Source organism: Stutzerimonas chloritidismutans, assembly GCF_051486945.1.
Classification (GTDB): domain Bacteria; phylum Pseudomonadota; class Gammaproteobacteria; order Pseudomonadales; family Pseudomonadaceae; genus Stutzerimonas; species Stutzerimonas chloritidismutans_B.
In genome coordinates, this window is sequence record NZ_JAHVDX010000001.1 from 552,713 (window position 1) to 574,834 (window position 22,122).

A 22,122-nucleotide genomic window follows, 5' to 3' on the forward strand; every position below is an offset into this window, starting at 1 on the left:
CGAAGCCAGTGAAAACGCGGAGCTACTAGGCGTTCGTGGCAGACGGAAGGCCACGACGCTGCGCCTGTAGCACGTCGCGACAGGCCGCGCACAGGCGCTGATCTTTGAGCGCGGGGCGTTGTAGATCCTGCCAGCGAGGCCGAGCAGGAAGAAAACCTCCGCACAATGTTCGATCCACCCGACCGTCTAGCTCGAGCTGACGCAGCGCAAGATGGAACCGATTTTCGCGGCACGCAAACAAGTCAAACTGCTCGTCAGGCTCGATCAGTCGATAGGCGAAAAGTGTCCAGGCAGGCCGCGGCATCTGAGGCTCCAATCAAGGGGCGCGACAGTAGCCGCGCCCACGTGTCAAAGCAAGGGCTCCAGCACCGGCCAGACGTTTTCCAGCAGTCGCTCCTGGGCGCCCGCCGTCGGATGGACCCCGTCAGGCTGCATCATCCCCGCCACGCCTCCCACGCCTTCGAGCAGGAACGGTACATAGGCCAATTGCTGCTCTTGCGCAAGCGAGTCGAACGCATCGGCGAAAGCCGTGGTGTAGCGCTGGCCCAGATTCGGTGGCAGGCGCATTCCCAGCAGCACCACCCGAGCACCGGACTCCCGCGCGAGCGACACCATCCGGGAAAGATTCTGTTTCATTTGCGACGGGGGCTGGCCACGCAGTCCGTCATTGCCGCCAAGCTCCAGAATGACGATCTCCGGATCATGCTCGGCGAGTAACGTGGGCAAGCGGGAAAGCCCGCCGGCCGTGGTGTCGCCGGTAATCGAGGCGTTCACCACAGGGTGCTCATCCCCACGCTGCTTGAGGCGTTCATCGAGCTGATGCACCCAACCCTGGCTGGTTTCCAGCCCGAAAGCGGCACTGATACTATCCCCGACCACCAGCACCGTGCCTGCCGCAGCCCCTTGGGCCCAGCACAACAGCAGTAGAACCCCACCCTTCAGCCACATACGCATCGGATTCTTCATGAGCGCCAGCATTCTCAATGCCCGGAACCTTAGCAAAGTGGTACCCAGCGCGGAAGGCGAGCTGGTGATCCTCGAAGACCTGACCATCGACCTCGACAAAGGCGACAGCCTCGCAATCGTCGGCACGTCCGGATCAGGCAAGTCGACGTTGCTTGGCCTGCTGGCCGGGCTCGATCTTCCCAGCTCCGGTGAGGTTCAGCTCGCGGGGCATTCGCTGGGTTCGCTCGATGAGGATGAGCGTGCCAGGGTTCGCGCCGAACACGTCGGCTTCGTCTTCCAATCGTTCCAGTTGCTCGACAGCCTCAATGCGCTGGAAAACGTCATGTTGCCGCTGGAGCTGCACGGCCGTCCGGACGCCGAAGCGCGCGCGACCGAACTGCTCGACCGAGTCGGTCTCGGCTCGCGCCTGCATCACTATCCGCGTCAACTCTCAGGCGGCGAACAACAACGCGTCGCCGTGGCTCGCGCATTCGCTGCCGAGCCGGACGTGCTGTTCGCCGACGAGCCGACCGGCAACCTCGACACGCACACCGGTGCGACCATCACTGAACTGCTCTTCGAGCTGAACCGAGAGCGCGGCACCACGCTCGTGCTGGTCACTCATGACGAGCGCCTGGCGCAGCGATGCCGTCGCTCGATTCGTCTCGCAGCGGGGCGTTTGGTTACCGACGGCGTCTCATCATGATGCGCGTCCCAGCCAGCCGGCTTGCCCTCCTCGCCCTACGCCAGCTATGGCGGGACGCCCGTGCCGGCGAATTGCGCGTCTTGTTCTTCGCCCTGGTCATCGCCGTGGCGGCGAGTACCGCCATTGGCTACTTTGGTGCCCGCCTGAACGATGCCATGCAACTGCGTGCTACCGAGTTTCTTGGCGCGGACCTGGTTTTGCGCGGCAGCACGCCCGCCCAGCCGGAACAGATCGAGACCGGGCGCCGCCTGCAGCTGGACCACGCTCAGGTGGTGGAATTCTCCAGCGTCATTGCAACCGATGAGAACCTGCAGCTGTCTAGCGTCAAGGCGGCAGGTAGTGGCTACCCGCTGCGAGGCGCGCTGCGCAGCGCGCCAGCGCCCTACGAGCCGGAGCAAACAAGCACGGGCCCGGCCCCAGGTGAAGCCTGGGCGGAGGCGCGCCTCTTCGCCGCGCTGGACCTGCAAATCGGTGACGAGATCGAAGTCGGCAATAAACCGCTGCGCCTGACTCGTGTACTGACCTACGAGCCCGACCGGGTGGGCGATTTCTACAGCCTGACGCCACGCGTGCTCATGCATCTGGACGACCTAGAGGCGACCGGGGTCGTTCAGCCGGGTAGCCGCGTTCGCTATCGCGACTTGTGGCGCGGCCCGAGCGAGCGCCTCCAGGCCTACCAGACCGCTATAAAAGAGACCCTGGAACCCAACCAGCGCATCGAGACGCCCAAGGATGGCAACCGGCAAATCGGCGGCGCCCTAGGCCGAGCGGAGCGCTACCTGAACCTGGCCAGCCTGGCGGCGGTGCTACTGGCGGGAGTCGCCGTCGCTCTGTCCGCTGCCCGGTTCGCCGCACGCCGCTTCGATGCCAGCGCCCTGCTCCGCTGCCTTGGCCTGTCGCGTCGAGAAGCGTTGATGCTCTACACGCTTCAGCTCGGTTACCTCGGGCTGGTCGCCTGCGCTGTCGGCGCGCTGCTAGGTTGGGCGGCACAGCTCGGGCTGTTCCATCTGCTGCGCGAGCTCATCGTCAACGAGATCCCACCGGCTACACCCTGGCCAGCACTTGCCGGCATGGCGACCGGTCTGGTCGCCCTCGCCGGTTTCGCTTTGCCGCCGCTCGCGGCACTAGGGCGTGTACCGCCGCTGCGTGTGTTGCGCCGCGACATGCTTCCCGTGCCGGCAAGCTCTTGGCTCGTCTATGGCACTGCGGTTGTCGCGCTGGGTGTCATCATGTGGCGCCTGAGCCTGGACCTACGCCTCACCTTGGCGCTGCTGGGCGGCGGGCTACTGGCAACCGTGGTGCTTGGCGGGCTGCTGTTGCTGACATTACGAGGATTGCGCCGCTTGCTCTCTGGAGCATCGCTTCCCTGGCGCCTTGGATTGGGCCAGTTGCTGCGCCACCCACTCGCCGCCGCTGGCCAGTCATTGGCATTCGGCCTGATCCTGCTAGCGATGGCGCTGATCGCCTTGCTGCGCGGCGAACTGCTCGACACCTGGCAGGATCAGTTGCCAGATGACGCGCCGAATCACTTCGTGCTCAACGTACTGCCGGCCGAGCGCGACGCCTTTGCCGAGCGCATCACCGCGCTGTCGGACCGCGCCGCGCCCCTGTACCCGGTCGTACCGGGGCGACTCGTGGCAATCAATGGCGAGCCTGTTCGTCAGCAGGTCACGAAGGACAGCCAGGGCGAGCGCGCCATTCGCCGTGATCTCAGCCTGACCTGGGCGCAGGAACTGCCCACGGATAACCGGATCATTGAAGGCCGATGGTGGGGCGGCACACCTGGCGAGCTGCCTGGTGTTTCCGTCGAAGCGGAGCTGGCCGAAAGCTTGCAGTTAGCCCTTGGCGACCGGCTCAGCTTTACCGTCGGTGGCGTTACTCGCGATGCGGTGGTGACAAGCCTGCGCGAGGTCAACTGGGACAGTTTCCAGCCCAACTTCTACATGATCTTCGAACCGGGCACGCTGCAGGACATGCCCACCACCTACATGACCAGCTTCCACCTGCCAGCCGGCAATGAGCGGGAATTGGTCAGGCTGGCGCGGGACTTCCCCGCCGCTACGGTGCTGCAGGTCGACGCGCTGCTGGTTCAGTTGCGCAGCATCCTGGGACAGGTGTCGATCGCCGTAGAGTACGTTCTGATGTTCGTGCTGGCGGCCGGGCTGGCCGTATTGTTCGCCGGGCTGCAGGCCACCTTGGATGAACGCATCCGTCAGGGCGCCCTGCTTCGGGCGCTGGGTGCCGAGCGGCGACTGCTGATACGAGCCCGCCGCACTGAGTTTGGGGTACTTGGCGCGGCCAGTGGCGCCCTTGCTGCACTGGGCTGCGAGCTGGTTAGCGCGTTGCTCTATCGCTTCGTGTTCGACCTGCAATGGCAACCGCATCCCTGGCTGCTAGTGCTACCCCTGATCGGCGCTGTCCTGGTAGGCGCGGCGGGCGTGATCGGAACGCGTCGGGCGCTCAACGCCAGCCCGCTCAACGTGCTGCGCGAAAATTGACGCACCTCCCCACCGCCCCTTTACCGACCGGAAGACCATGAGCCGCTACCGCCCACCCCGCCCCGCTGGAACACCGCTGATCACCCCTGAGGGTGAGGCACGACTACGCGCCGAGCTGCACGAGTTGTGGCACGTCAAACGCCCGAAGGTTACCCAATCGGTCAGTGAAGCCGCCGCTCAGGGCGACCGTTCGGAGAACGCCGAGTACACCTACGGCAAGAAGATGCTGCGTGAAATCGATAGCCGCGTCCGCTTCCTGACCAAGCGGCTCGAGAAACTCAAGGTCGTCAAGGACCGTCCCAGCGACCCCGGCAAGGTTTATTTCGGCGCCTGGGTAACTGTCGAGGACGAAGACGGTGAGCAAGGCCGCTATCGGATTGTCGGCCCTGACGAACTGGACCTGAAGAATGGGTATATCAGCATCGACTCACCGCTGGCGCGCGCCCTGGTTGGCAAGCCGCTGGACGCGGAGGTTCGGGTCGATACACCGACCGGCCCTAAAGAGTGGTACATCGTTGCGATCGACTACCCGTGACCATTCAGCCTCGAAAAGACTCATAAGTCATTATCTTCTGCGATCATGCGCCCAATGTGCAGGATGATCACAATCGGCATCACTTTCCGAAACACTGCGACCATCGGGTAACACGTCACGCCTATGCCTGCGGAGCGCATCGAACGCGCTAGCGCGCGTATCAGAGAGGATGCGTGCGGCTGCCGTGTGGCTGGCATGGATCCTGCCAATCTTGAAACTGCGGTACGCGCGGGCGCGCGGTGGATAGCCAAGGATTGCGCTGATCCCATTCACCTATAGACGAGTGCACCGATGAACAAGAACAAGACAGTGTTTGCTCTCTCGCTCAGCATGGCGCTTTCCGTTTCAGGCGACGTCAATGCTGGGCTATTTGGCTCCGGCGGCTACACCGAAACACGCTATCCCATCGTTTTGGCCCACGGCATGCTCGGTTTCGACAGCCTTCTGGGCGTCGACTACTGGTACGGCATTCCCAGCGCACTCAGACGAGATGGCGCAAAGGTCTATGTCACCGAAGTCAGCCAGTTGAATACTTCCGAGCTTCGCGGCGAAGAACTTCTCGCGCAGGTCGAGGAAATCGTAGCGATCAGCGGCAAGCAAAAGGTCAACCTAATCGGGCACAGCCACGGAGGCCCAACGATCCGGTACGTTGCAGCGGTCAGGCCTGATCTGGTCGCCTCGGTGACCAGTGTTGGCGGCCCGCATAAAGGTTCGGACGTGGCCGACCTGCTGCGCAGGATCCCAGAAGGCTCGACGGAAGAAGCCATCGTGGCGGGCCTGGTCAACGGCATGGGCGCGCTGATCAACTTCCTGTCCGGCAGTAGCAGCACCGCGCCGCAGAACTCGCTGGGCAGCCTGGAGTCGCTCAACAGCGAAGGCGCGGCCCGCTTCAACGCCAAGTATCCGCAAGGCATCCCCACGACCGCATGCGGTGAAGGCGCCTATCAAGTTAATGGGGTGCGCTACTACTCCTGGAGCGGTACTAGCCCGCTGACCAATCCACTGGACGTAAGCGACGCCATGATGGGTGCTGCAGCGCTGGCCTTCAACGAGCCCACCGATGGCCTCGTCGGGCGTTGCAGCTCGCACCTGGGGATGGTTATTCGGGACAACTACCGCATGAATCATCTCGACGAGGTCAATCAGGTATTCGGCTTGACCAGCTTGTTCGAGACGGACCCGGTCGCCGTCTACCGGCAGCACGCCAACCGGCTGAAGAACGCCGGTCTGTGAACAACCCGGGGCCTCGGCCCCGGCCTTTCGAGGCATCGACTCGTGATGAAGATTCTCGCACTCCTGTTCGTGCTGGCCGCGGCTGGCGGCTTCGTCATATTCGGCCAGCGCGATGCACCTGGCCTACAGCCCGACACAGCCCTTAAAGCACCACCTATTCAGGTTGGCGCACACAATGGCGAAGCAGCGCCGGCGCCCAACCGCGCCGAGCCAACCCCTGAGAAGGTGGGCCGCCTGCCCGCGTCGTTCATTCAGACCCAGCTCGATGGCAGTTTGCAGGTGGACACGGCTGGCAACTTGGTGGTCGATCAGAGCCTGCGCCAACGCTTCGACTATTTCCTAAGCGCCATCGGCGAGGAGCCGCTTGAAACCAGCGTCGGCCGGCTGCGTCGCCATCTCGAGACGCAACTCATGCAGCCTGCCCGCAGCCAGGCGCTCGACCTGCTCGGCCGTTATCTCGATTACAAGCGCCGGCTGCTTCAGCTCGAAAGTGCCCATCCGGTCCAGCCCGACCTGGCCGCACTCCACGCGCGCTTGGAGGCAGCGGAACGCTTGCGCAGAGAACTGTTCAGCGAGCAGGCCCACCGCGCTTTCTTTGCGGACGAAGAAGCGCTGGATCGGTCCACCTTGCAGCGGCTGGCCATTCGTCAGGATCCGCTTCTCGATGCGCGCACCAAGGGCGAAGCGCTGGACCGGCTTCTAAAGCAAGCGCCCACCGATTGGATCGAAACCCTGGCGCCCACGATGCACACCGAACTGAGCGAGCAAACGCGTATCTTGCAGGCGTCTGGCGGTACACCCGAGGCGCTCCGTGCGCTGCGCCAACAATGGGTCGGCAATGAGGCCACGAAACGGCTGGAGCAGCTGGATACCGACCGACAGGCATGGCGGCAGCGGCTCGTCGATTACCTGAGCGAGAAGTCACGCATCGAGCGCAGTCGCGGCCTTAGCGACATCGACAAACGTGCCGCAGTCACCCGCCTGGCAGAAGAGCGATTCAATGATGCGGAACGCTTGCGCCTGGCCGCCGCGCAAGAGCTGGCGGCCCGGGAACACGATTGAACGCTTATTTGGCCGCGCTCTGAGGTGCCCCTTCGAGCAGGTAGCGCTCGCGAGAATAGGCCAAGTAGTACTTGTTCACGGCGTTGACGTAACTGACCACTCCCATCCCCATGGTCTCCATGGCGATCCGCTCCACTTGGAAGAACCATTGGTCAGGGTTCAGCCCGCGTCGCCGCGCCTCGGCGCGAAGGCCTTGCACCCGCTGGGGCCCGAGGTTGTAGGCCGCTAGGACGAAGGCCATCCGCTCGCGGTCATTGAGCCGGCTACTGGCGAAGAACTGCTGACGGATGCTTGCGAGATACTTCGCGCTGGCCAGCACGTTGTTATCCAGCGTACCGATGTCGCGTACGCCCATACTGCGCGCCGTGGCGGGCGTCACCTGCATCAGGCCCGTCGCACCGGCGGCGCCCCGAGCAGCCGGGTTCAGCGTGGACTCCTTGAACGCCACCGCCGCCAGATTAAGCCAGTCGAGCTGCTGCTGTTCGGCGTACCGCTGCAATGTCGGGCGCACCTTTTCCAGCCTCTGCCGACCTAACCGGTCGAGCGGATACTGCACCCGATACAGCCGCCGATAGACGCGCACGAACGCTGCGTCCTGATTGTCCGGCGGGCTGTATCGCTCCAGGAAACGGTCGACCCTGGCACGCAGGGTGCGTGCATCCTGGCGCACGAACCAGTGCATATCGGCCGGCTTGCCAAGCGCCAGCCCCGTTTCAAGGCGCAGTTTCGGCATCACCTTCGCCCAACGCTTGGCAATGGTGTCTTCCACGACCGTGGCGGTGTAGATGCCAGCCTGCACCATCTCCAGCACGTCTTCGACTGCCAGCGAAGGGTCGACCCACTCGATGGCAATCGGCGATTTGCCGGCCTTCATCAGCTCGCGGTTCAGTTGCGCCAGCAGTGGCCCGGCAGCACTCCCCGCAGGTAACGCGAGGCTCCGGCCTGATAGTTGTTGCAGCCGCTGGTAACGGGGGCCGCCCTGGCGACCAACAAGAATCATCGACACATCGTCGACCACTGCCCGGCTGCGACTGACATTACGAGCGGGGCCTGAGTCGAGCAGCTCGCCGGGGGCCACAAGGTCGCCCTCGCCGCGCTGCAGCGCGGCAAGCAACTGATCCTTCGCCCTGGGCACAATTTCCAGATGGATGGGCATGCCCTTGCCACTGCGATTGAGAAACTGCTCGAACGCACGCAGCCGGACATACTCGACGCCAATGGCTTCGCCCCTAACTTCACCTGAACTATTGCGGCTCTGGTTGACCAGTACGCGCAACACACCACTGCGGCGAATCTCAGCGAGATCGCGTACCGTATCGCCCGATTGCCAGGCTACCGGCCCGACCACGCGCGCAATCGCCGGCCAGGGCGCAGCGAGCGCCAACAGGCAGATCAAAAGAGGCAGTAATCGGGTCATCGAACAGCTCGAAATCAGGGCAGCCAGGCGGAGCAGCCACCGTGGGGCCGCGAAGATTGTCACAGCGCGAGCGAAGCTGCCAGTCGCCCCGCATATATGACGTGAAGAATGAATCGCAACTCACTGATTCATATATTTATATTTTGATTTTATAAGCGAGGCGGCCATGCAACTCGTCGATATTGGCGTCAACTTGACCCACCCATCCCTTGCCAAGCGCGCGTCTGAGGTCCTGGCGCGCGCCGAGGCGGCGGGCGTCGCGCAGATGATTTTGACGGGCACCAGCCTCGACGAGAGCGAAGCGGCCTTGCGGCTGTGCCGCGAACTGGACGAATGCCAGCGACGGCTGTTCTGTACCGCAGGCGTCCACCCCCACGACGCTCGCCAATGGACATCCGACAGCATCGCCCTGCTCAGAGACTTGCTGGCGGAGCCGGAGGTGCGTGCCGTAGGTGAATGCGGGCTGGACTTCAACCGCGACCTATCGCCTCGCGCTCAACAGGAGCGCGTGCTGGAGGAACACCTCCAACTGGCTGTGGAAACTGGCCTGCCGGTATTCCTGCATGAACGCGACGCAGACGTGCGCATGGTCGAGATCCTCGCGGATTACCGTGATCGCCTGACGGCCGCCGTGATCCATTGCTTCACCGGTGAACAGCGGGCGCTGTATCGCTACCTCGATCTGGATCTGCACATCGGCATCACCGGCTGGATCTGCGACGAGCGCCGCGGCACCCACTTGCACCCGTTAGTTCGTGACATCCCGCACCACCGTCTGATGCTGGAAACCGACGCGCCCTATCTGCTACCCCGCACCCTGCGACCGAAGCCGAAAAGCGGTCACAACGAACCGGCCTTCCTGACCGAAGTGCTGCGGGAGGTCGCACACCACCGCCAGCAAAGCGAAGACATCCTGGCTGCACAGACCACCGCAACGGCCCGCGCATTTTTCGGTCTGGGCACGGTCGATCAGCGCTGAGCTAAAGCCGACAAGCAGGCTGCCGTTATATGAACTGATTCTCGACTTTCAGGCTGCCGAGTCAGCCTGCCCCTCCGCCTGAAAAAGTAAGGGCACTCATGCTTCTCTGGATTCGTGACCTGTCGCTGAAGTACAAATTCTGGGCCCTGAACATGGTGAGCTTCGCCATCGCCCTATTGCTGGTGCTGTTCGCCCTGCAGCTGGAGCAAAACGCGCGCAGCGAAGACGCCAAGGCAAACGCGCAGCGGCTCGCTGCTGTCATGCAGGCCTGGCCGCAAGATGCGCCACTACCCGCGCTTGAGCAGATCGTTCAGTCGCCAGCCGGTCAGCCGATCCGTGTCGATGGCCAGCCGCTCCCGGCCACGCAGGGCTGGATCGGGCTTGCCCATGATCGCCTGTTCGCCGAATCGCCTGCCGTCGGCGCCGCTCTGCTCAGGACAGCATCGAACGAAACGCTTGCTATCGTGGCGCGCTCACCAAGCGTGCTGCAGCTTCTGCGTGCGCACTTCTGGAGCTACGCCTTGGCCGTCGCCTTGTTGATGCTGATCCTGCTGGCGGCCTCACAAGTGCTGATCCGCTTCCTGCTGAGCCACCTGAACACGTTGAAGGACGTGATGCTGCATGTGGAGCGCAGCGGTGACTTGGCCGTGCGTGTTCCGCTCGACAGCCGCGACGAGGTTGGCCAGATGGCCGGTGCGTTCAATGCCATGCAGGCCGGCTACCAGCGAATAGTAGGCACTGTTGCCGAGGCTGCCACCCGTTTGGACCAAGGCGCCGGGCACCTGGCTGCCGGCATGAGCGACGTGCGCCGGGGCATGATCGGGCAGCAGAGTGAAACTGACCAGGCAGCCACGGCGATCAACGAGATGACCGTCACCGTTCACCATATCGCCGAACATGCCCGTGCAACCCGCGATCAGTCGCAGCATGCGGACGGGCTTGCCAGCGAGGGGCAGCAGGTCGTGGCGCGGGTGGAACGATCCATATCCAACCTGTCGCGGGGTGTCCAGCAGACCGCCGAAACGATTGGCCAGCTCGCCGCCGACAGCCAGAAAATCAACGGCGTCGTCGGGGTAATCCACGGTATCGCCGAGCAGACCAACCTGCTGGCGCTCAACGCGGCCATCGAGGCGGCACGCGCCGGCGAAATGGGCCGTGGCTTTGCAGTGGTCGCCGACGAGGTACGCAACCTCGCCAAGCGGGTTCAGGTTTCGACGGATGAAATCACCCAGATGGTGACGGGCTTGCAGTCGATGACACGCGACGCGGTGGAGTTCATGAACGAGAGCTCGCTACAGGCCGACGGTTGCGTGCGCGAGGCCCAAGAGGCCGGCACCGCGCTCGAAGCGATCACCCTGGCGGTTGCGCAGATGCGCGATAGCAATACGCAGATTGCAGTTGCCGCCGACCAGCAAAGCGCGGTCGCCGAAGAGCTGAACCGCGCCGTGACCGGCATACGCGATGTGACCGAACAAACGGTGCAGCAGACAATCGCCTCGGCCAACACAAGTGCTGAGCTCGCGGCGCTATCAGGTGACCTCGGCAAGGCCATTCAGCAATTCAAGCTCTAAGCTGCATTGCGCTAGCCGAACACCGTCACCGTCTGGCGGCTCAGCGCGAGCAGTTCGCCCTCAGCCGTCCACAGGCCAGCCGCGCAATGGCCGTAGCCGTCGCGAGCGTGCTCGATGAGCGCCCGATAGCGGCACCAATCATGGGTGTCGATTGCCGGCAGTGGCTGGACGAACTCAATCGTCCAGGTCAGCGAACTGCCCGGCGCGAAGCCTGTGAGATGTGGCAATACAGCCGGCGGCCAGGCGTCGACGAGCGCCAGCAGGTGTGAGACCGTCACTGGCTCGCGAACGATGTCGCCCCGTTGGCGAACCCAGCCGCCCATCTCCCGCGAGCGGTTGCCGGAAAAAGGCAGCCCACCGATTCCCCAGCGCATTGCCAGATGGCGCGTGAATTCGGGCGTCATACCGGGGACATAAGGCAATTCCTGGCAGCTCGCGACTGGAGGAAGGTCCGGCGCAGGCTCCGCCTCGACACGCACGGCCGATTCGCGCGGCGCCCCGAAGCTACCCTGCACCAAGGTCACTACCTGCCCACCTTGCACGGCGCGGCCGAGTACCTGACTTACCGCCCGCCCCTCACGCAGAATTTCGGCCTCGACGCTCACGGGCGTGTCGACCTGCAGCGGTCCAACGAAGGTGATCGCCAATGACCGCACGGGGCGGTCCGCCGGCACTTGCGCTTGCATCGCTTCCTACACAAGCGCAGCCACGAGCCCGCCAAAACCAGCTCGGCCTTGGCCCCAGCTGGGCGGGATTATCACGTCCCGGGGATTGTCGCGCGTCGCTTGAATCAGTTCGGACAGTGTCATCTCGGTCTCTCGTCAGATTTGCCGACATCCTAAGGCGCAGTGGCACACGGCGGTAGCAGGCAAATCTGCTGATTGGTCTGCCATTGCGGTCGTCAATGGGGAGTTCGGATCAGCGCCACCGCAGTCGCAGACGCCGCCTGAGGTACTTCAGTAAGCGTTGTACCTCTGGCAGTGCGTCAGCATGCCCGCCGTAACGCGCGCGTTCGTAGCCCTCGGCGAAGCGGCGAATCGGCTCGGCCGCCTCTGGGATGGCGCGGGCGGCCCGCTCGGCGAAATCACGCGCACCTTCACCCCGATCGCGCGTAACGCCACGCCGCGCCAGGGCGCGCTCGAAACCGCGAAAGAGTCGCAGCTGGGGATCGCGTTCACGGGCCCAGGGCTTGAGCAGGACTAGAGCGAGAACCAGGATCAACGCTGCGCCAATGGCCACCATGATCACCCCGAGCCGACCACCGTCGAGCTTGCCGAACACACCGCGAAGCAGGTCCATCTGCCGCTCGCCCTGATAGCCAAGAACCCAGCGCTGCCATCCGTAGTTGAGGCTGTCCCAATTCAAGCGCAGCTCGTTGAGCCAGCCGAGGTCACGGTAGCGCCGCAAATTCATCAGCGTGTCGTCGAACAGCTCCTGCTCGTCGGCCAGTGCCTCTTCGAGCCCCCGCTCGATACGCTCAGGGGCCACCTGGAAGGTCGGGTCCACGCTGACCCAGCCGCGCCCCTGCACCCAGTACTCGACCCACGCATGAGCATCGAGCTGGCGAACGGCTAGATAATTTCCTGAAGGGTTCAGTTCGCCACCCTGGTAGCCCGCCACGACACGTGTAGGAATGCCAGCCGCCCGTAGCACGAAGGTCATGGCACCGGCGTAGTGAATACAGAAGCCGCGGCGCGTATCGAAAAGAAAACCATCGACGATGTGCGAGCCTACCGATGGCGGCCGAAGCGTGTACGCGTAGGGCTCCCGATTGAAGTGCGAGAGCAGCGCTTGCACGAGCGCCTCGGGCTCAGGGTGCTGACGGCGAAGCGCGACCGCCCACTCTCGGCTGCGCGGGTTACCGCCTGCCGGCAATTGCAGCGACCGTTCGAGCGTCTCAGCCGGCGCGGCAGGCTCGCGTTGCGCCTGCGGCCAGGACCTGACGCCATACATAACGGGCTGGTCCACCGGTCGCGCACGCTGGAGGTGAAAGTCGGGCATCAGCCGCGCATCGGCCACGCGCAGCTCGGGGACGTCCAGCGCGTACAACCAGGGCCGCCCGCTGGGTTGCATGACGATGCTGTAGTTCAGCGGTTCGCCCGCCGGCTCCCATGCCGGTGACGGCCCGAAGGTACCGGTGACGGCCTGAGACCAACGTCGGCCATCGAAGCGTTCGAAGGTAACCGCTCGCCAATAGAGCGCGTCACGCGGCGGGACCGGGCCCTCGAAGCTGGCGCGAAACGCTAACGCGCTGGAGCGGCTAAGCTGTGCGATGTCTCCTGGCGACATGCTGTCTGCTAGGCCCGTCACACCCTGCCCACTCGGCTGCGGCAATGACCACAACGGCCCCAACCGCGGAAAGAACACGAACAGCACCAGCATCAGCGGGACGGCCTGAAGAAGCAGCGAGCCAGCGAGGCGCAGCGTCGGCCAGGGGTGAGTTTCGACACGGCTCTGCTGCAAGCCGATCATCGCGGCGAGCAAGGCAGTAACCGGCAGCAGGCTATACACACCCGCGATCAGGGAGTCATTGAACAGGTAACTGGTCACCACCGCGAAAAAGCCCAAGAAGATCAGCACCAGTGCGTCCCGGCGGCTGCGCATCTCGACCAGTTTCAGAATGAAGGCGGCGATCAGCAGCACGGCGCCGGCATCGAGCCCGATCAGGCTGCCGCGAGACAGGTAGACCCCCGCCGCGGTTCCGACCATCATCGCTGCCTTTACCCAGGGTCGTGGGTACGCGGCGCGCATGCGGAATATCTGCACGCGCCAGATCGCGCAGCCCAGCCATAGCCCAATGATCCACAGTGGCAAATGGCCCAGGTGCGGGACGATGACCAGCACCTGGGCGACCAGCAGCCACACCAGACCGTTTCGCGGAATCGGCTGCACCGCACTCACGCGGTTCGCTCCTGTGCTTGGCCAAACAACGCGAGTTCGCGCAGACACAGCGCGCGATGGTCGGTGCCAAGGTCCGGGCCAACCGGCTGGCCGCTAAGTTTCAGGCTAAACGGTTGCTGACGGGCCGACAGCTCGACCACCCAGTGGCAAAGTACCGACAGCCGCGACTCCAGATCGCCGCCCAGCGCCTCCAGGTCAAGCAGCGGCTCCTGGCCGGCCAGGGCAGCGAAATCCTTCACCAGCAGCCCCTGCCCGCGTGAAAACGCTTTCCAGTGCAGGCGACGCCTCGAGTCGCCCGGCTGCCACTGGCGCAACCCCTGAAAATCATCGACGCCGCGCCCGGCTGCATGCAGGCCCGGGTCCTCGTCATCGCCCTCACCGACTCTGGCCGGCAGGCTGGCCGCCTCGGGCCGCGGATAGACGAGCGCCGCCAACTGCAAGTCGACCCAGCTCCACGCCACCAGGATGCCAAGCGGGAAACGGCTCTCGACGCGCAAACGCCCAGGCCGAAGCCAGCCACGCCGATCGGTCGGCAGGCTGAGTTCAACCTCGCAGGTTCCGCCCGCTGGCACATCGAGCACCTGTAGACCACTTCGCGGCCAACCCAGCGCGACCGCCTGGTAGGCGCGACCGGGACTCTCGAGCCGGACCCGCAGACGTGCCTGCTCGCCGAGAAACACCGGCTCGGCGCCGGCCGCCTGCAGAATGAGCCCGGCAAGGTTGCGCCAGGTATGCAGAATCGCTACGACGTACACCGAGCCAAGCAGAAAGGTCAGCGCATAAGCCAGGCTGTTCTGGTAATTGATGGCAGCCAGCAGCATCAGCACCATTGCGACGAGGTACGTCAGGCCGATACCCGTCGGCATGATGAAGATCCGACGCTGGTCCAGGCGCACGCTCGGCCCGGGCGGAATACGTTGCAACAGCCAACGCTCACGGAGCCGGGGCAGCCATCTCATGTCGCCGCGCTCATCGACAGGCCGGATACCACCTCAAAGCACCGGAACTTCACGCAGCAACCATTGCACCAGCGCGCCACCGCCGTGACCGGTCGCGTCCGCACGCTCGCGCAGCCGGTGACCCACGACCGGAGGCAGCACCGCCTGCACGTCCTCGGGTATCACATAGTCGCGCCCATCGAGGTAGGCCCAAGCCCGCGCCGCGGCGAGCAGCGCCAGACTACCCCGTGGAGACAGGCCCCAGGCGAATTGCGGTTGCGTGCGGGTGGCCTCGACCAGGCGCAACACGTAATCGACCAGCGCATCACTGACGCGCACTTCGGCGACCTCTCCTTGCACGGCCCGTAGCACGGCTCTGTCCATTTGAGGTTCCAGACGCGTTAGCAGCTCGCGGCGAGAGTCACCGAGCAACAAAGCCTTCTCCGCGGCCTTGGCGGGATAGCCGAGCGACAGGCGCATGAGAAAGCGGTCGAGTTGGGATTCGGGTAACGCAAAGGTTCCGCCGGAACTCACCGGGTTCTGCGTGGCTATCACGAAGAAGGGATCTGGCAACGGGCGCGTCGCGCCCTCGATGGTCACCTGCCCCTCCTCCATGGCTTCGAGCAGTGCGCTCTGGCTTTTCGGAGTGGCGCGGTTGATCTCATCGGCCAGGATCAGCTCGGCAAAGATCGGCCCAGGATGAAAGACGAAGCCTGCGCTTTCCTTGTCGAACACCGAGGTACCGAGGATATCGCCGGGCAGCAGATCAGAGGTGAACTGGATGCGCTGGAAGTCGAGCCCCATGACGCGCGCAAGCGCGTGACTGAGTGTGGTCTTGCCCATGCCGGGCAGGTCTTCGACCAGCAGGTGACCGCGCGCCAGCAGGCAGGCCATGGCCAGTCGCACCTGTGATTGCTTGCCGAGCAGCACTTCATTGACCGCTCGCAGACAGACATCCAATCGGGCACGCATACGACTCTCCTTTGTTCGTTACGGCGATCCTACCGGGCCGCGAGCCTCAGGCAAGCCGATCGAAACCTGCGGTGACGAAGTTGTGATCAGCCGCTTGTCCCGGATGCTGCGAAAACTTAGGGGCGCTGCATCTCGAAGCGCTCACGGGTGTAGCTGTAAGCCGCACCACCGAGGCGGCCGACAACGTCCAGCCGCGCGGGATCGACGCGGCCACGCGCGTCCAACACCGCGTCATCGATATGCGCGATCAGCACCTCGGCGAAGATCAACTGGCAATTGGGTGAGTGAGCCGGGTACGGCAAGATCTGCGCGACGCGGCATTCGAAGGCGACCGGCGCGCCAGTCACCCGTGGCACATTTACCCGCTGCGAGGGTTCGCAGGCGATGCCGCAATACTCGAATTCGCTGAGCCCATGCGCAAGCGCCGCTGCCGAGGCGTTCATCGCTTCGGCCTGGCCCGCGCTCACCAGCTGCACGACCAGTTCACCCGTCTCCTGCGCATTGCGCGCGGTGTCCTTGGGCGAGCCGTCTTTCAGTCCGACGTTGATCAACAGGGTGGGCGGGTCGCTGCTGATCACTTGGAAAAAGCTGAACGGTGCCAGGTTGCTGATCCCGCTTGCGGCGCGAGTGGACACCCAGGCGATGGGGCGAGGCGTAACCGTGGAGGTAAGCCAGCGATAGGCGTCCAACGGCGCCAAGGTGGTGAAGTCGAGCTGCATGCTTGGGTTCCTGCGACCGGCGTTGAGCGTGAGGCAGTGGCGGCCGCTGGGCCGCCACACGGGAGGAAGTTCAGCGACCAGCGCGCGACTCGCGCAGGTAGAAACGTGCTTTCTTGGCCTTCTCGACACAGCCCTGGTAGGCCTCGAATTGCTGCTGGGTCTTGGCACCGGTCAGCAGGGCCATGGCCTTTGAATAGCTAACGGTCCCGGCAAAACCCTCAGCCTCGGCCAGGCTCTGTTCTTCCCAGGCAGCGTTCAACTGCGAGGCGCAGCTGTCCCGGTAGGCGGTTTTTGCGGCGCAGCCGGTCAGGGCCAGCGCGATCAGCGACAAACAGATCAGGTGCTTCATCGATACATCCCTCGTTTTCGATAACGACTCAGGTTGGTTGCCCCGCGGCTCGCGCCTTCAGGAACTCGACCACGGCATCTTGCTCACCAGTGAACTCGATTCGCGAGGCTTTGCTCTCGCGCTGGTATACGTACATCGGGTCGTAATAGTGCGTCAGCAAGGCTTCGATCCATTCACGATGCAAATCGACCGCGCCGCTACTGGCCTGCTCGGCAAGTGCCTGGTCCATGATCGCGGCCAGTCGTTTATAGGCTTCGCCACCGAGCCGCTTGCTGATATTGACCAGACTTTCGCGCAAACGCTCGCTGAACGCTGCGAAGCCCTCCTCACCCAGCTCCGCAATGAACTCGGCACAGAGATCGATGACATAGTCACGCAAGATGCGCTCGACGCGGCTTTCCAGGCTGTCTTCGAGCCAGACCAGCGGATATCGCTGCATGCCCTGGTACAGGGGTAGCGGGATGGAGCATCGCCCGACTAGCCGCGCTTCGTCTTCGAGCACGTATTGCCCACGGCCCGCAGCTTCCATTTTCAGTAACCGAATGGCCAGAGCGTTCTCGAAATCGATCTGCGCTGGCTGCGGCGTAGCGCGCTTGCCGAAGCTCGACCCGCGGTGGTTGGCAATGCGTTCCAGGTCGACGCTGTCGTCCAGGCGGGCCAACACCTCGGTCTTACCGGTCCCGGTCATGCCGCCCACAAGGATAAAGGCGTTGCGCTCGGCGGCGTGCTCGGTGGCTTCGACCAGGAAGTGGCGCATCGCCTTGTAGCCCCCGATTACCCGCGGGTACTCGATACCGGCTTCGGCCTTCAGCCATTGCTGGACCAATAGCGAGCGCAGGCCGCCGCGAAAGCAGTAGATGTAGCCCTCGGGATGGTGCTTGGCAAAACTGGCCCAGGCCTCGATTCGCTCGGCCTTGAGCTTGCCCGATACCAGGCGGTGCCCGAGTTCGATCGCCGCCTGCTGTCCGTGCTGCTTGTAGCAGGTGCCGACTTTTTGCCGTTCGACATCGTTCATCAGCGGCAAATTGACCACGCCAGGAAACGCACCCTTGGAAAACTCCACCGGCGCGCGGGCATCCATCATCGGGACATCGTTCAGGAACAGCCTGCGGTAATCATCGGTATCGCGCCGCATCAATGAACCTCGACGGCAAAGCTGCCGGCCTCAACGAATTCGCCGATGGGCTCGAGTGCCAGGCCTAGCCCTGCCGCCATCTCGCGAAACTGCTCGTCACCCTCAGGCGCCACCGCGACCAGCAAGCCGCCGCTGGTCTGCGGATCGCACAAAAGCTGTTTACACGCATCGTCCAATGGGGCGATGCGCTCGCCATAGCTGTCGAAATTGCGCCCCGTCCCGCCGGGCACACAACCTTGTTGGAGGTAATAGTCCACGCCCGGCAGACTCGGCACCCGTGCATAGTCGATACGTGCCGTAAGGCCGCTGCCATCAGCCATTTCCACAAGGTGCCCGAGCAGACCGAACCCGGTGACATCGGTCATCGCTCGGACGCCTTCGAGCTTCGCAAAGTGCGCGCCAGACGTGTTGAGCGTGCACATCCAGTCGCGCGCAAGACCAATGTCTTCCGCGCGCAATATCGCTTTTTTCTCTGCGGTGGTGAGGATGCCAATGCCCAGCGGCTTGGTCAGGTAAAGCCTGCAGCCAAGCGTCGCGGTGTCGTTGCGTTTCATCTGCTGCTTGTCGACCAAGCCGGTTACTGCCAGCCCGAAAATCGGCTCGGGCGCGTCGATCGAATGGCCGCCGGCCAACGGAATACCCGCGGCATCGCAAACAGCTCGCCCACCGGCGATGACATCCCGCGCTACCTCCGGTGGCAGGACGTTGACCGGCCAACCAAGGATGGCGATCGCCATCAGGGGGCTGCCCCCCATGGCGTAGATGTCGCTGATGGCGTTGGTTGCAGCGATGCGCCCGAAATCGTAAGGGTCATCGACGATCGGCATGAAGAAGTCAGTTGTCGAGACCACGCCGCGCGTGTCGTCGATTCCATAGACTGCCGCATCGTCCCGCGAGGCGTTGCCGACCCAAAGCCGAGGGTCGAGATTTTGCGCGCCGCTACCGGCGAGGATGACGTCCAGCACCTTCGGCGATATTTTGCAGCCGCAGCCGGCACCGTGGCTGTATTGGGTAAGGCGGATGGGTTCGCTCATTGAGTGGCTCTCGCGACGCTGGCAAAACGGGCGGCGATTGTAGCAAGAAGCCCCAGTGAAGACGGCACGCCAGATCGGCGCGGACCCGCCTCTTGAAGCCGGCCGCCGCAGGCGTGAAGCTAATGCCCCTGCAAAGGGAGAATCGCATGGGCAAAAAAGTCGCACTGGTATTGGGCTCTGGTGGCGCGCGGGGTTATGCGCACATCGGGGTGATCGAGGAGCTTACGGCCCGAGGATACGAGATCAGCTGTATCGCAGGCTGCTCGATGGGCGCAGTCGTAGGTGGCATCTTCGCCGCCGGGAAGCTGGATGAATACCGGGCCTGGATCGAGAGCCTCGACTATTTCGACCTGTTGCGCCTGATGGACCTGAGTTTCAGCCTGGGGGCCATTCGTGGGGAAAAGATCTTCGGGCGGATCCGCGAGATGCTGGGCTCCATCAACATCGAAGACTTGCCCATTCCCTACACCGCGGTAGCGGCGGACCTCACCAACCAGCAGGAGATCTGGTTTCAGGAAGGCAATCTGGAACTGGCGATGCGCGCCTCCGCGGCGATCCCCAGCCTGTTCACTCCGGTGATGCAGGGCAGCCGGATGCTCGTCGACGGCGGCATTCTGAACCCTTTGCCAATCGTGCCGGTGGTGTCCAGCCACAGCGACTTGATCATCGCGGTGAACCTCAACGGTAACAATCATCGCCAATATCCACTGCCGGAAATCCTGCGGCCCGGGCGGTTCGACGCGATGGTCAGCTCGATCAGCTCACATTTGCCGTTCTGGCGAAACGACGCCAAGGGTCTGGAAGATCAAAGCGGCGAATTCGAACCGTCCGACGTCTTGCTCGAGGAGCAGGCCGCGACAGCTCCGAGCGGGCGCAGTGCACCGAAATCCGCGGAAGGTTCGAGGGTGGTGGACGTCGGCGGCCCCGCGTCGCTGCTGGAGTTGATCAATCAGAGTTTCGAGGTTATGCAGTCTTCGCTGACGCAGTACAAGATCGCCGGGTATCCACCCAACGTGCTGATCAACATTCCCAAGCGAGCCTGCCGCTTCTATGAGTTCTACAAAGCACCGGAGCTGATCCAGCTTGGCCGGATCATCGCCCGGGACACGCTCGATCGCTACGAGCTCGAGCAGGCGTGATCAGTCCACATGCGCGCCGGGCAACCGCTCCGGCGCGACTGCTTCGGGGACTTCCTTGATCAGCCAGTCGCCGAGCAGGCTGTAGGCGACCGCAAGCAGCGTAGGGCCTAGGAAGAGCCCCATGAAGCCGAACGCCAACACACCACCGAACACACCCAGCAGCACGACCACCAACGGCAGGTTGCCGCCACGGCTGATCAGGTAGGGTTTCAGCACGTTGTCCACACCGCTGATGATGAACATCCCCCACACCCCCAGGAAGATCGCCATGCCGTATTGCCCCTGCCAGGCCAGCCATGCCACAGCCGGCCCCCAGACCAAGGGCGGCACCATCACGAAGCTGAACGCGAAGGTCATCAGGCCCAGGATCAGCGCGCCAGGTACCCCGGCGATGCTGAACCCGATATAGGCAAGGATCGCCTGCGCGGCGGCCGTTCCGATGACACCGTTGACCACGCGTTGCACGGTGCCGGCAACCAGCTCGAGATAGTGGTCAGCGCGTTCGCCGATCAGGCGATGCAGCAGGCTATGGACGAACGCCGCCAGCTTGGGGCCATCGCGGTAGAAGAAAAAGACCAGGACCAGGCTTAACGCCAGCTCAAGCATGCCACCGCCGATTCGGGCGCTGCGCACCAGCAACCAATTACCGACCTGGCCAACGTAAGGCCGGATGGTCGCGAAAAATGCGGTGCCCTGCTCGTCCAACGTATTCCACAGCGTCACCAGGCGATCGCCGACCAGTGGAAGCTCACCGAGCCAGGCCGGTGGCGCGGGGAGGCCCTGAACCTGCAGGTTGTGCACCAGTACGTTCACCTCACGAATCTGGTCCGCGATGTTGAACCCGAGCCAAACCAACGGCACGGCGACCAGCACCATCCAACCGAAGGTGAGCAGCGAGGCCGCCAGCGTCGAGCTGCCCTTCAGCCAGCGGGTCAGGACTCGCATCACCGGCCAACTGGCGAAAGCCAGCACTGCGGCCCAGAACAGCGCCGATGCGAAAGGCGCCAGCACCCACAGGCAGGCGCCGAGCAACACCAGGAGCAGAATCTGCACCAGCAGGCGATCGTTGTTGAGCATTGAGTGATACCTATCGGAAACGGGCGCACCTTGAACAAGGCGCGCCGGCAGGGACGCTATTGGGGCGCGAAACCGGTTTCAACGCAAGAGGCGGATCACCAGGCCAGGCTCATCCGAATCGACTGCATCGATCCGCCGAGCCTTCACTCGTTCGGCCCGTAATGCTTCCAGCCAGGCAGCTGCACCTTGACCGGACAATTCGATACGCATGGTGCTGTCGAGCCGCAGCACGTTGGCCAGCAGCGCACCCCACTCGGCGGTGGGCTCGGCGGGCAAACGAGGCAGGTTGAGTTTGCCCGTAGTCTTTAACTGGCGAAGCAGGGTCGCCGGATTGGGCAGGATCACCCCAAGGGTTTGACCAGGAAGGAAGCGCTCGACTTGCAGATAGGGCCGCCCATTACCACGCGTGATGCCATACAGCGCCATCAGCTCATCGGCCTCTCCAGGCATGCGCGCCAGCAGGAAGGCCTGCTGCGCATCTGGACCGTAAAGCATGGCACGCTGAAACACTTCGTTTGCCCACAGACTGCTCGACCCGCACGCGCGCCCTTCACACCAGTACAGCAGCTCGGCGCCAGCATCCAATAAATGCTGTCGGCCCTGCTCAAAGGCTTCGATACCGCTGTGCACGCTGGGCAAGAGATACGTTACAGCGGTCAATTCGCCGGGCGCGCTGACCTGATCGCCCATCCGCAGGCGACCACTGATCCGCCGGATCGAATCGAGCGGATAGGTACGTTCGAGAACGTCCTGCTGCTTGAACCCGACGATCTCCGCCCGTGGAAAACGCGGCAGCGTCTCGAAATCGCGGCTACCTGGCAGGTCTGCCGCGACAGTGACGGCACTGAACAGCGCCAAGGGGGCGATCCATGAACCTCGCATTGTGCTCCTCGACACACCGCTGTGGCCGGG

The 22,122-nt window shown here is 63.7% G+C and carries 20 protein-coding genes and 1 pseudogene; 8 read left to right on the plus strand and 13 right to left on the minus strand.

The features are described 5' to 3' along the window. Positions 1 to 25 precede the first annotated feature (25 nt). Positions 26 to 304 (minus strand): hypothetical protein, encoded by a 279-nt coding sequence (locus tag KXR72_RS02370; RefSeq protein ID WP_437419522.1) that lies wholly within the window; start codon positions 302 to 304, stop codon positions 26 to 28. A 44-nt stretch (positions 305 to 348) separates the two neighbouring features. Further along, positions 349 to 954, minus strand: a complete 606-nt coding sequence (locus KXR72_RS02375; protein WP_437419523.1) for an arylesterase — start codon at positions 952 to 954, stop codon at positions 349 to 351. Positions 955 to 964: 10 nt separating this feature from the next. On the opposite strand from KXR72_RS02375, the gene KXR72_RS02380 reads away from it, so the two are divergent. From KXR72_RS02380 to KXR72_RS02400, 5 genes are all read left to right on the plus strand, one after another. Further along, complete coding sequence (locus KXR72_RS02380) at positions 965 to 1,651, plus strand: ABC transporter ATP-binding protein (RefSeq protein ID WP_437419524.1); 687 nt, start codon at positions 965 to 967, stop codon at positions 1,649 to 1,651. After that, on the plus strand, positions 1,648 to 4,149 hold the full coding sequence (locus tag KXR72_RS02385) for an ABC transporter permease (RefSeq protein ID WP_437419525.1): 2,502 nt from the start codon (positions 1,648 to 1,650) through the stop codon (positions 4,147 to 4,149). Before KXR72_RS02380 ends, KXR72_RS02385 begins: the two co-directional genes overlap by 4 nt. Positions 4,150 to 4,186: 37 nt before the next feature. Further along, on the plus strand, positions 4,187 to 4,684 hold the full coding sequence (gene greB, locus KXR72_RS02390; protein WP_437419526.1) for a transcription elongation factor GreB: 498 nt from the start codon (positions 4,187 to 4,189) through the stop codon (positions 4,682 to 4,684). Positions 4,685 to 5,014: 330 nt separating this feature from the next. After that, complete coding sequence (locus tag KXR72_RS02395; protein WP_437420359.1) at positions 5,015 to 5,917, plus strand: triacylglycerol lipase; 903 nt, start codon at positions 5,015 to 5,017, stop codon at positions 5,915 to 5,917. 45 nt (positions 5,918 to 5,962) lie between these two features. Then, positions 5,963 to 6,979: a lipase secretion chaperone gene (locus tag KXR72_RS02400; protein ID WP_437419527.1), complete on the plus strand. Its 1,017-nt coding sequence runs from the start codon at positions 5,963 to 5,965 to the stop codon at positions 6,977 to 6,979. A 4-nt stretch (positions 6,980 to 6,983) separates the two neighbouring features. Here the strand turns inward: KXR72_RS02400 and KXR72_RS02405 are convergent, their stop codons facing one another. Beyond that, on the minus strand, positions 6,984 to 8,396 hold the full coding sequence (locus KXR72_RS02405) for a transglycosylase SLT domain-containing protein (RefSeq protein WP_437419528.1): 1,413 nt from the start codon (positions 8,394 to 8,396) through the stop codon (positions 6,984 to 6,986). Positions 8,397 to 8,562: 166 nt separating this feature from the next. Here KXR72_RS02405 and KXR72_RS02410 point away from each other — a divergent pair, with 166 nt between their 5' ends. Both KXR72_RS02410 and KXR72_RS02415 read left to right on the plus strand, forming a co-directional pair. Then, complete coding sequence (locus KXR72_RS02410; RefSeq protein ID WP_437419529.1) at positions 8,563 to 9,375, plus strand: TatD family hydrolase; 813 nt, start codon at positions 8,563 to 8,565, stop codon at positions 9,373 to 9,375. A gap of 98 nt (positions 9,376 to 9,473) precedes the next feature. After that, a complete protein-coding gene (locus KXR72_RS02415; RefSeq protein ID WP_437419530.1) occupies positions 9,474 to 10,946 on the plus strand; it encodes a methyl-accepting chemotaxis protein in 1,473 nt (490 codons plus the stop codon). 11 nt (positions 10,947 to 10,957) lie between these two features. Here KXR72_RS02415 and KXR72_RS02420 read toward each other — a convergent pair. The 8 genes and pseudogenes from KXR72_RS02420 to selD form a co-directional block, all read right to left on the minus strand. Next, positions 10,958 to 11,755, minus strand: a pseudogene (locus tag KXR72_RS02420) (acyl-CoA thioesterase). A gap of 109 nt (positions 11,756 to 11,864) precedes the next feature. After that, complete coding sequence (locus KXR72_RS02425) at positions 11,865 to 13,847, minus strand: transglutaminase TgpA family protein (protein ID WP_437419531.1); 1,983 nt, start codon at positions 13,845 to 13,847, stop codon at positions 11,865 to 11,867. Further along, entirely contained in the window at positions 13,844 to 14,806 is a 963-nt protein-coding gene (locus KXR72_RS02430) for a DUF58 domain-containing protein (RefSeq protein ID WP_437419532.1), read from the minus strand. The genes KXR72_RS02425 and KXR72_RS02430 overlap by 4 nt, the downstream gene beginning before the upstream one ends. Positions 14,807 to 14,839: 33 nt before the next feature. After that, positions 14,840 to 15,757 (minus strand): AAA family ATPase, encoded by a 918-nt coding sequence (locus KXR72_RS02435; RefSeq protein ID WP_437419533.1) that lies wholly within the window; start codon positions 15,755 to 15,757, stop codon positions 14,840 to 14,842. Between the two features lie 116 nt (positions 15,758 to 15,873). Then, complete coding sequence (locus KXR72_RS02440; RefSeq protein ID WP_437419534.1) at positions 15,874 to 16,476, minus strand: flavin reductase family protein; 603 nt, start codon at positions 16,474 to 16,476, stop codon at positions 15,874 to 15,876. Between the two features lie 70 nt (positions 16,477 to 16,546). Beyond that, positions 16,547 to 16,825 carry a hypothetical protein gene (locus KXR72_RS02445; protein ID WP_437419535.1) on the minus strand — a complete coding sequence of 93 codons (279 nt, stop codon included), beginning with the start codon at positions 16,823 to 16,825 and terminating at the stop codon, positions 16,547 to 16,549. 28 nt (positions 16,826 to 16,853) lie between these two features. Next, a complete protein-coding gene (mnmH, locus tag KXR72_RS02450) occupies positions 16,854 to 17,960 on the minus strand; it encodes a tRNA 2-selenouridine(34) synthase MnmH (protein WP_437419536.1) in 1,107 nt (368 codons plus the stop codon). After that, positions 17,960 to 18,994: a selenide, water dikinase SelD gene (gene selD, locus KXR72_RS02455; RefSeq protein WP_437419537.1), complete on the minus strand. Its 1,035-nt coding sequence runs from the start codon at positions 18,992 to 18,994 to the stop codon at positions 17,960 to 17,962. Before selD ends, mnmH begins: the two co-directional genes overlap by 1 nt. 146 nt (positions 18,995 to 19,140) lie before the next feature. Here selD and KXR72_RS02460 point away from each other — a divergent pair, with 146 nt between their 5' ends. After that, positions 19,141 to 20,133, plus strand: coding sequence for a patatin-like phospholipase family protein (locus tag KXR72_RS02460; RefSeq protein WP_437419538.1), 993 nt, complete (start codon positions 19,141 to 19,143; stop codon positions 20,131 to 20,133). Here the strand turns inward: KXR72_RS02460 and KXR72_RS02465 are convergent, their stop codons facing one another. Both KXR72_RS02465 and KXR72_RS02470 read right to left on the minus strand, forming a co-directional pair. Beyond that, entirely contained in the window at positions 20,134 to 21,210 is a 1,077-nt protein-coding gene (locus KXR72_RS02465) for an AI-2E family transporter (RefSeq protein WP_437419539.1), read from the minus strand. Positions 21,211 to 21,288: 78 nt separating this feature from the next. Beyond that, positions 21,289 to 22,092, minus strand: a complete 804-nt coding sequence (locus KXR72_RS02470; RefSeq protein ID WP_437419540.1) for a DUF4892 domain-containing protein — start codon at positions 22,090 to 22,092, stop codon at positions 21,289 to 21,291. Positions 22,093 to 22,122: the final 30 nt, after the last annotated feature.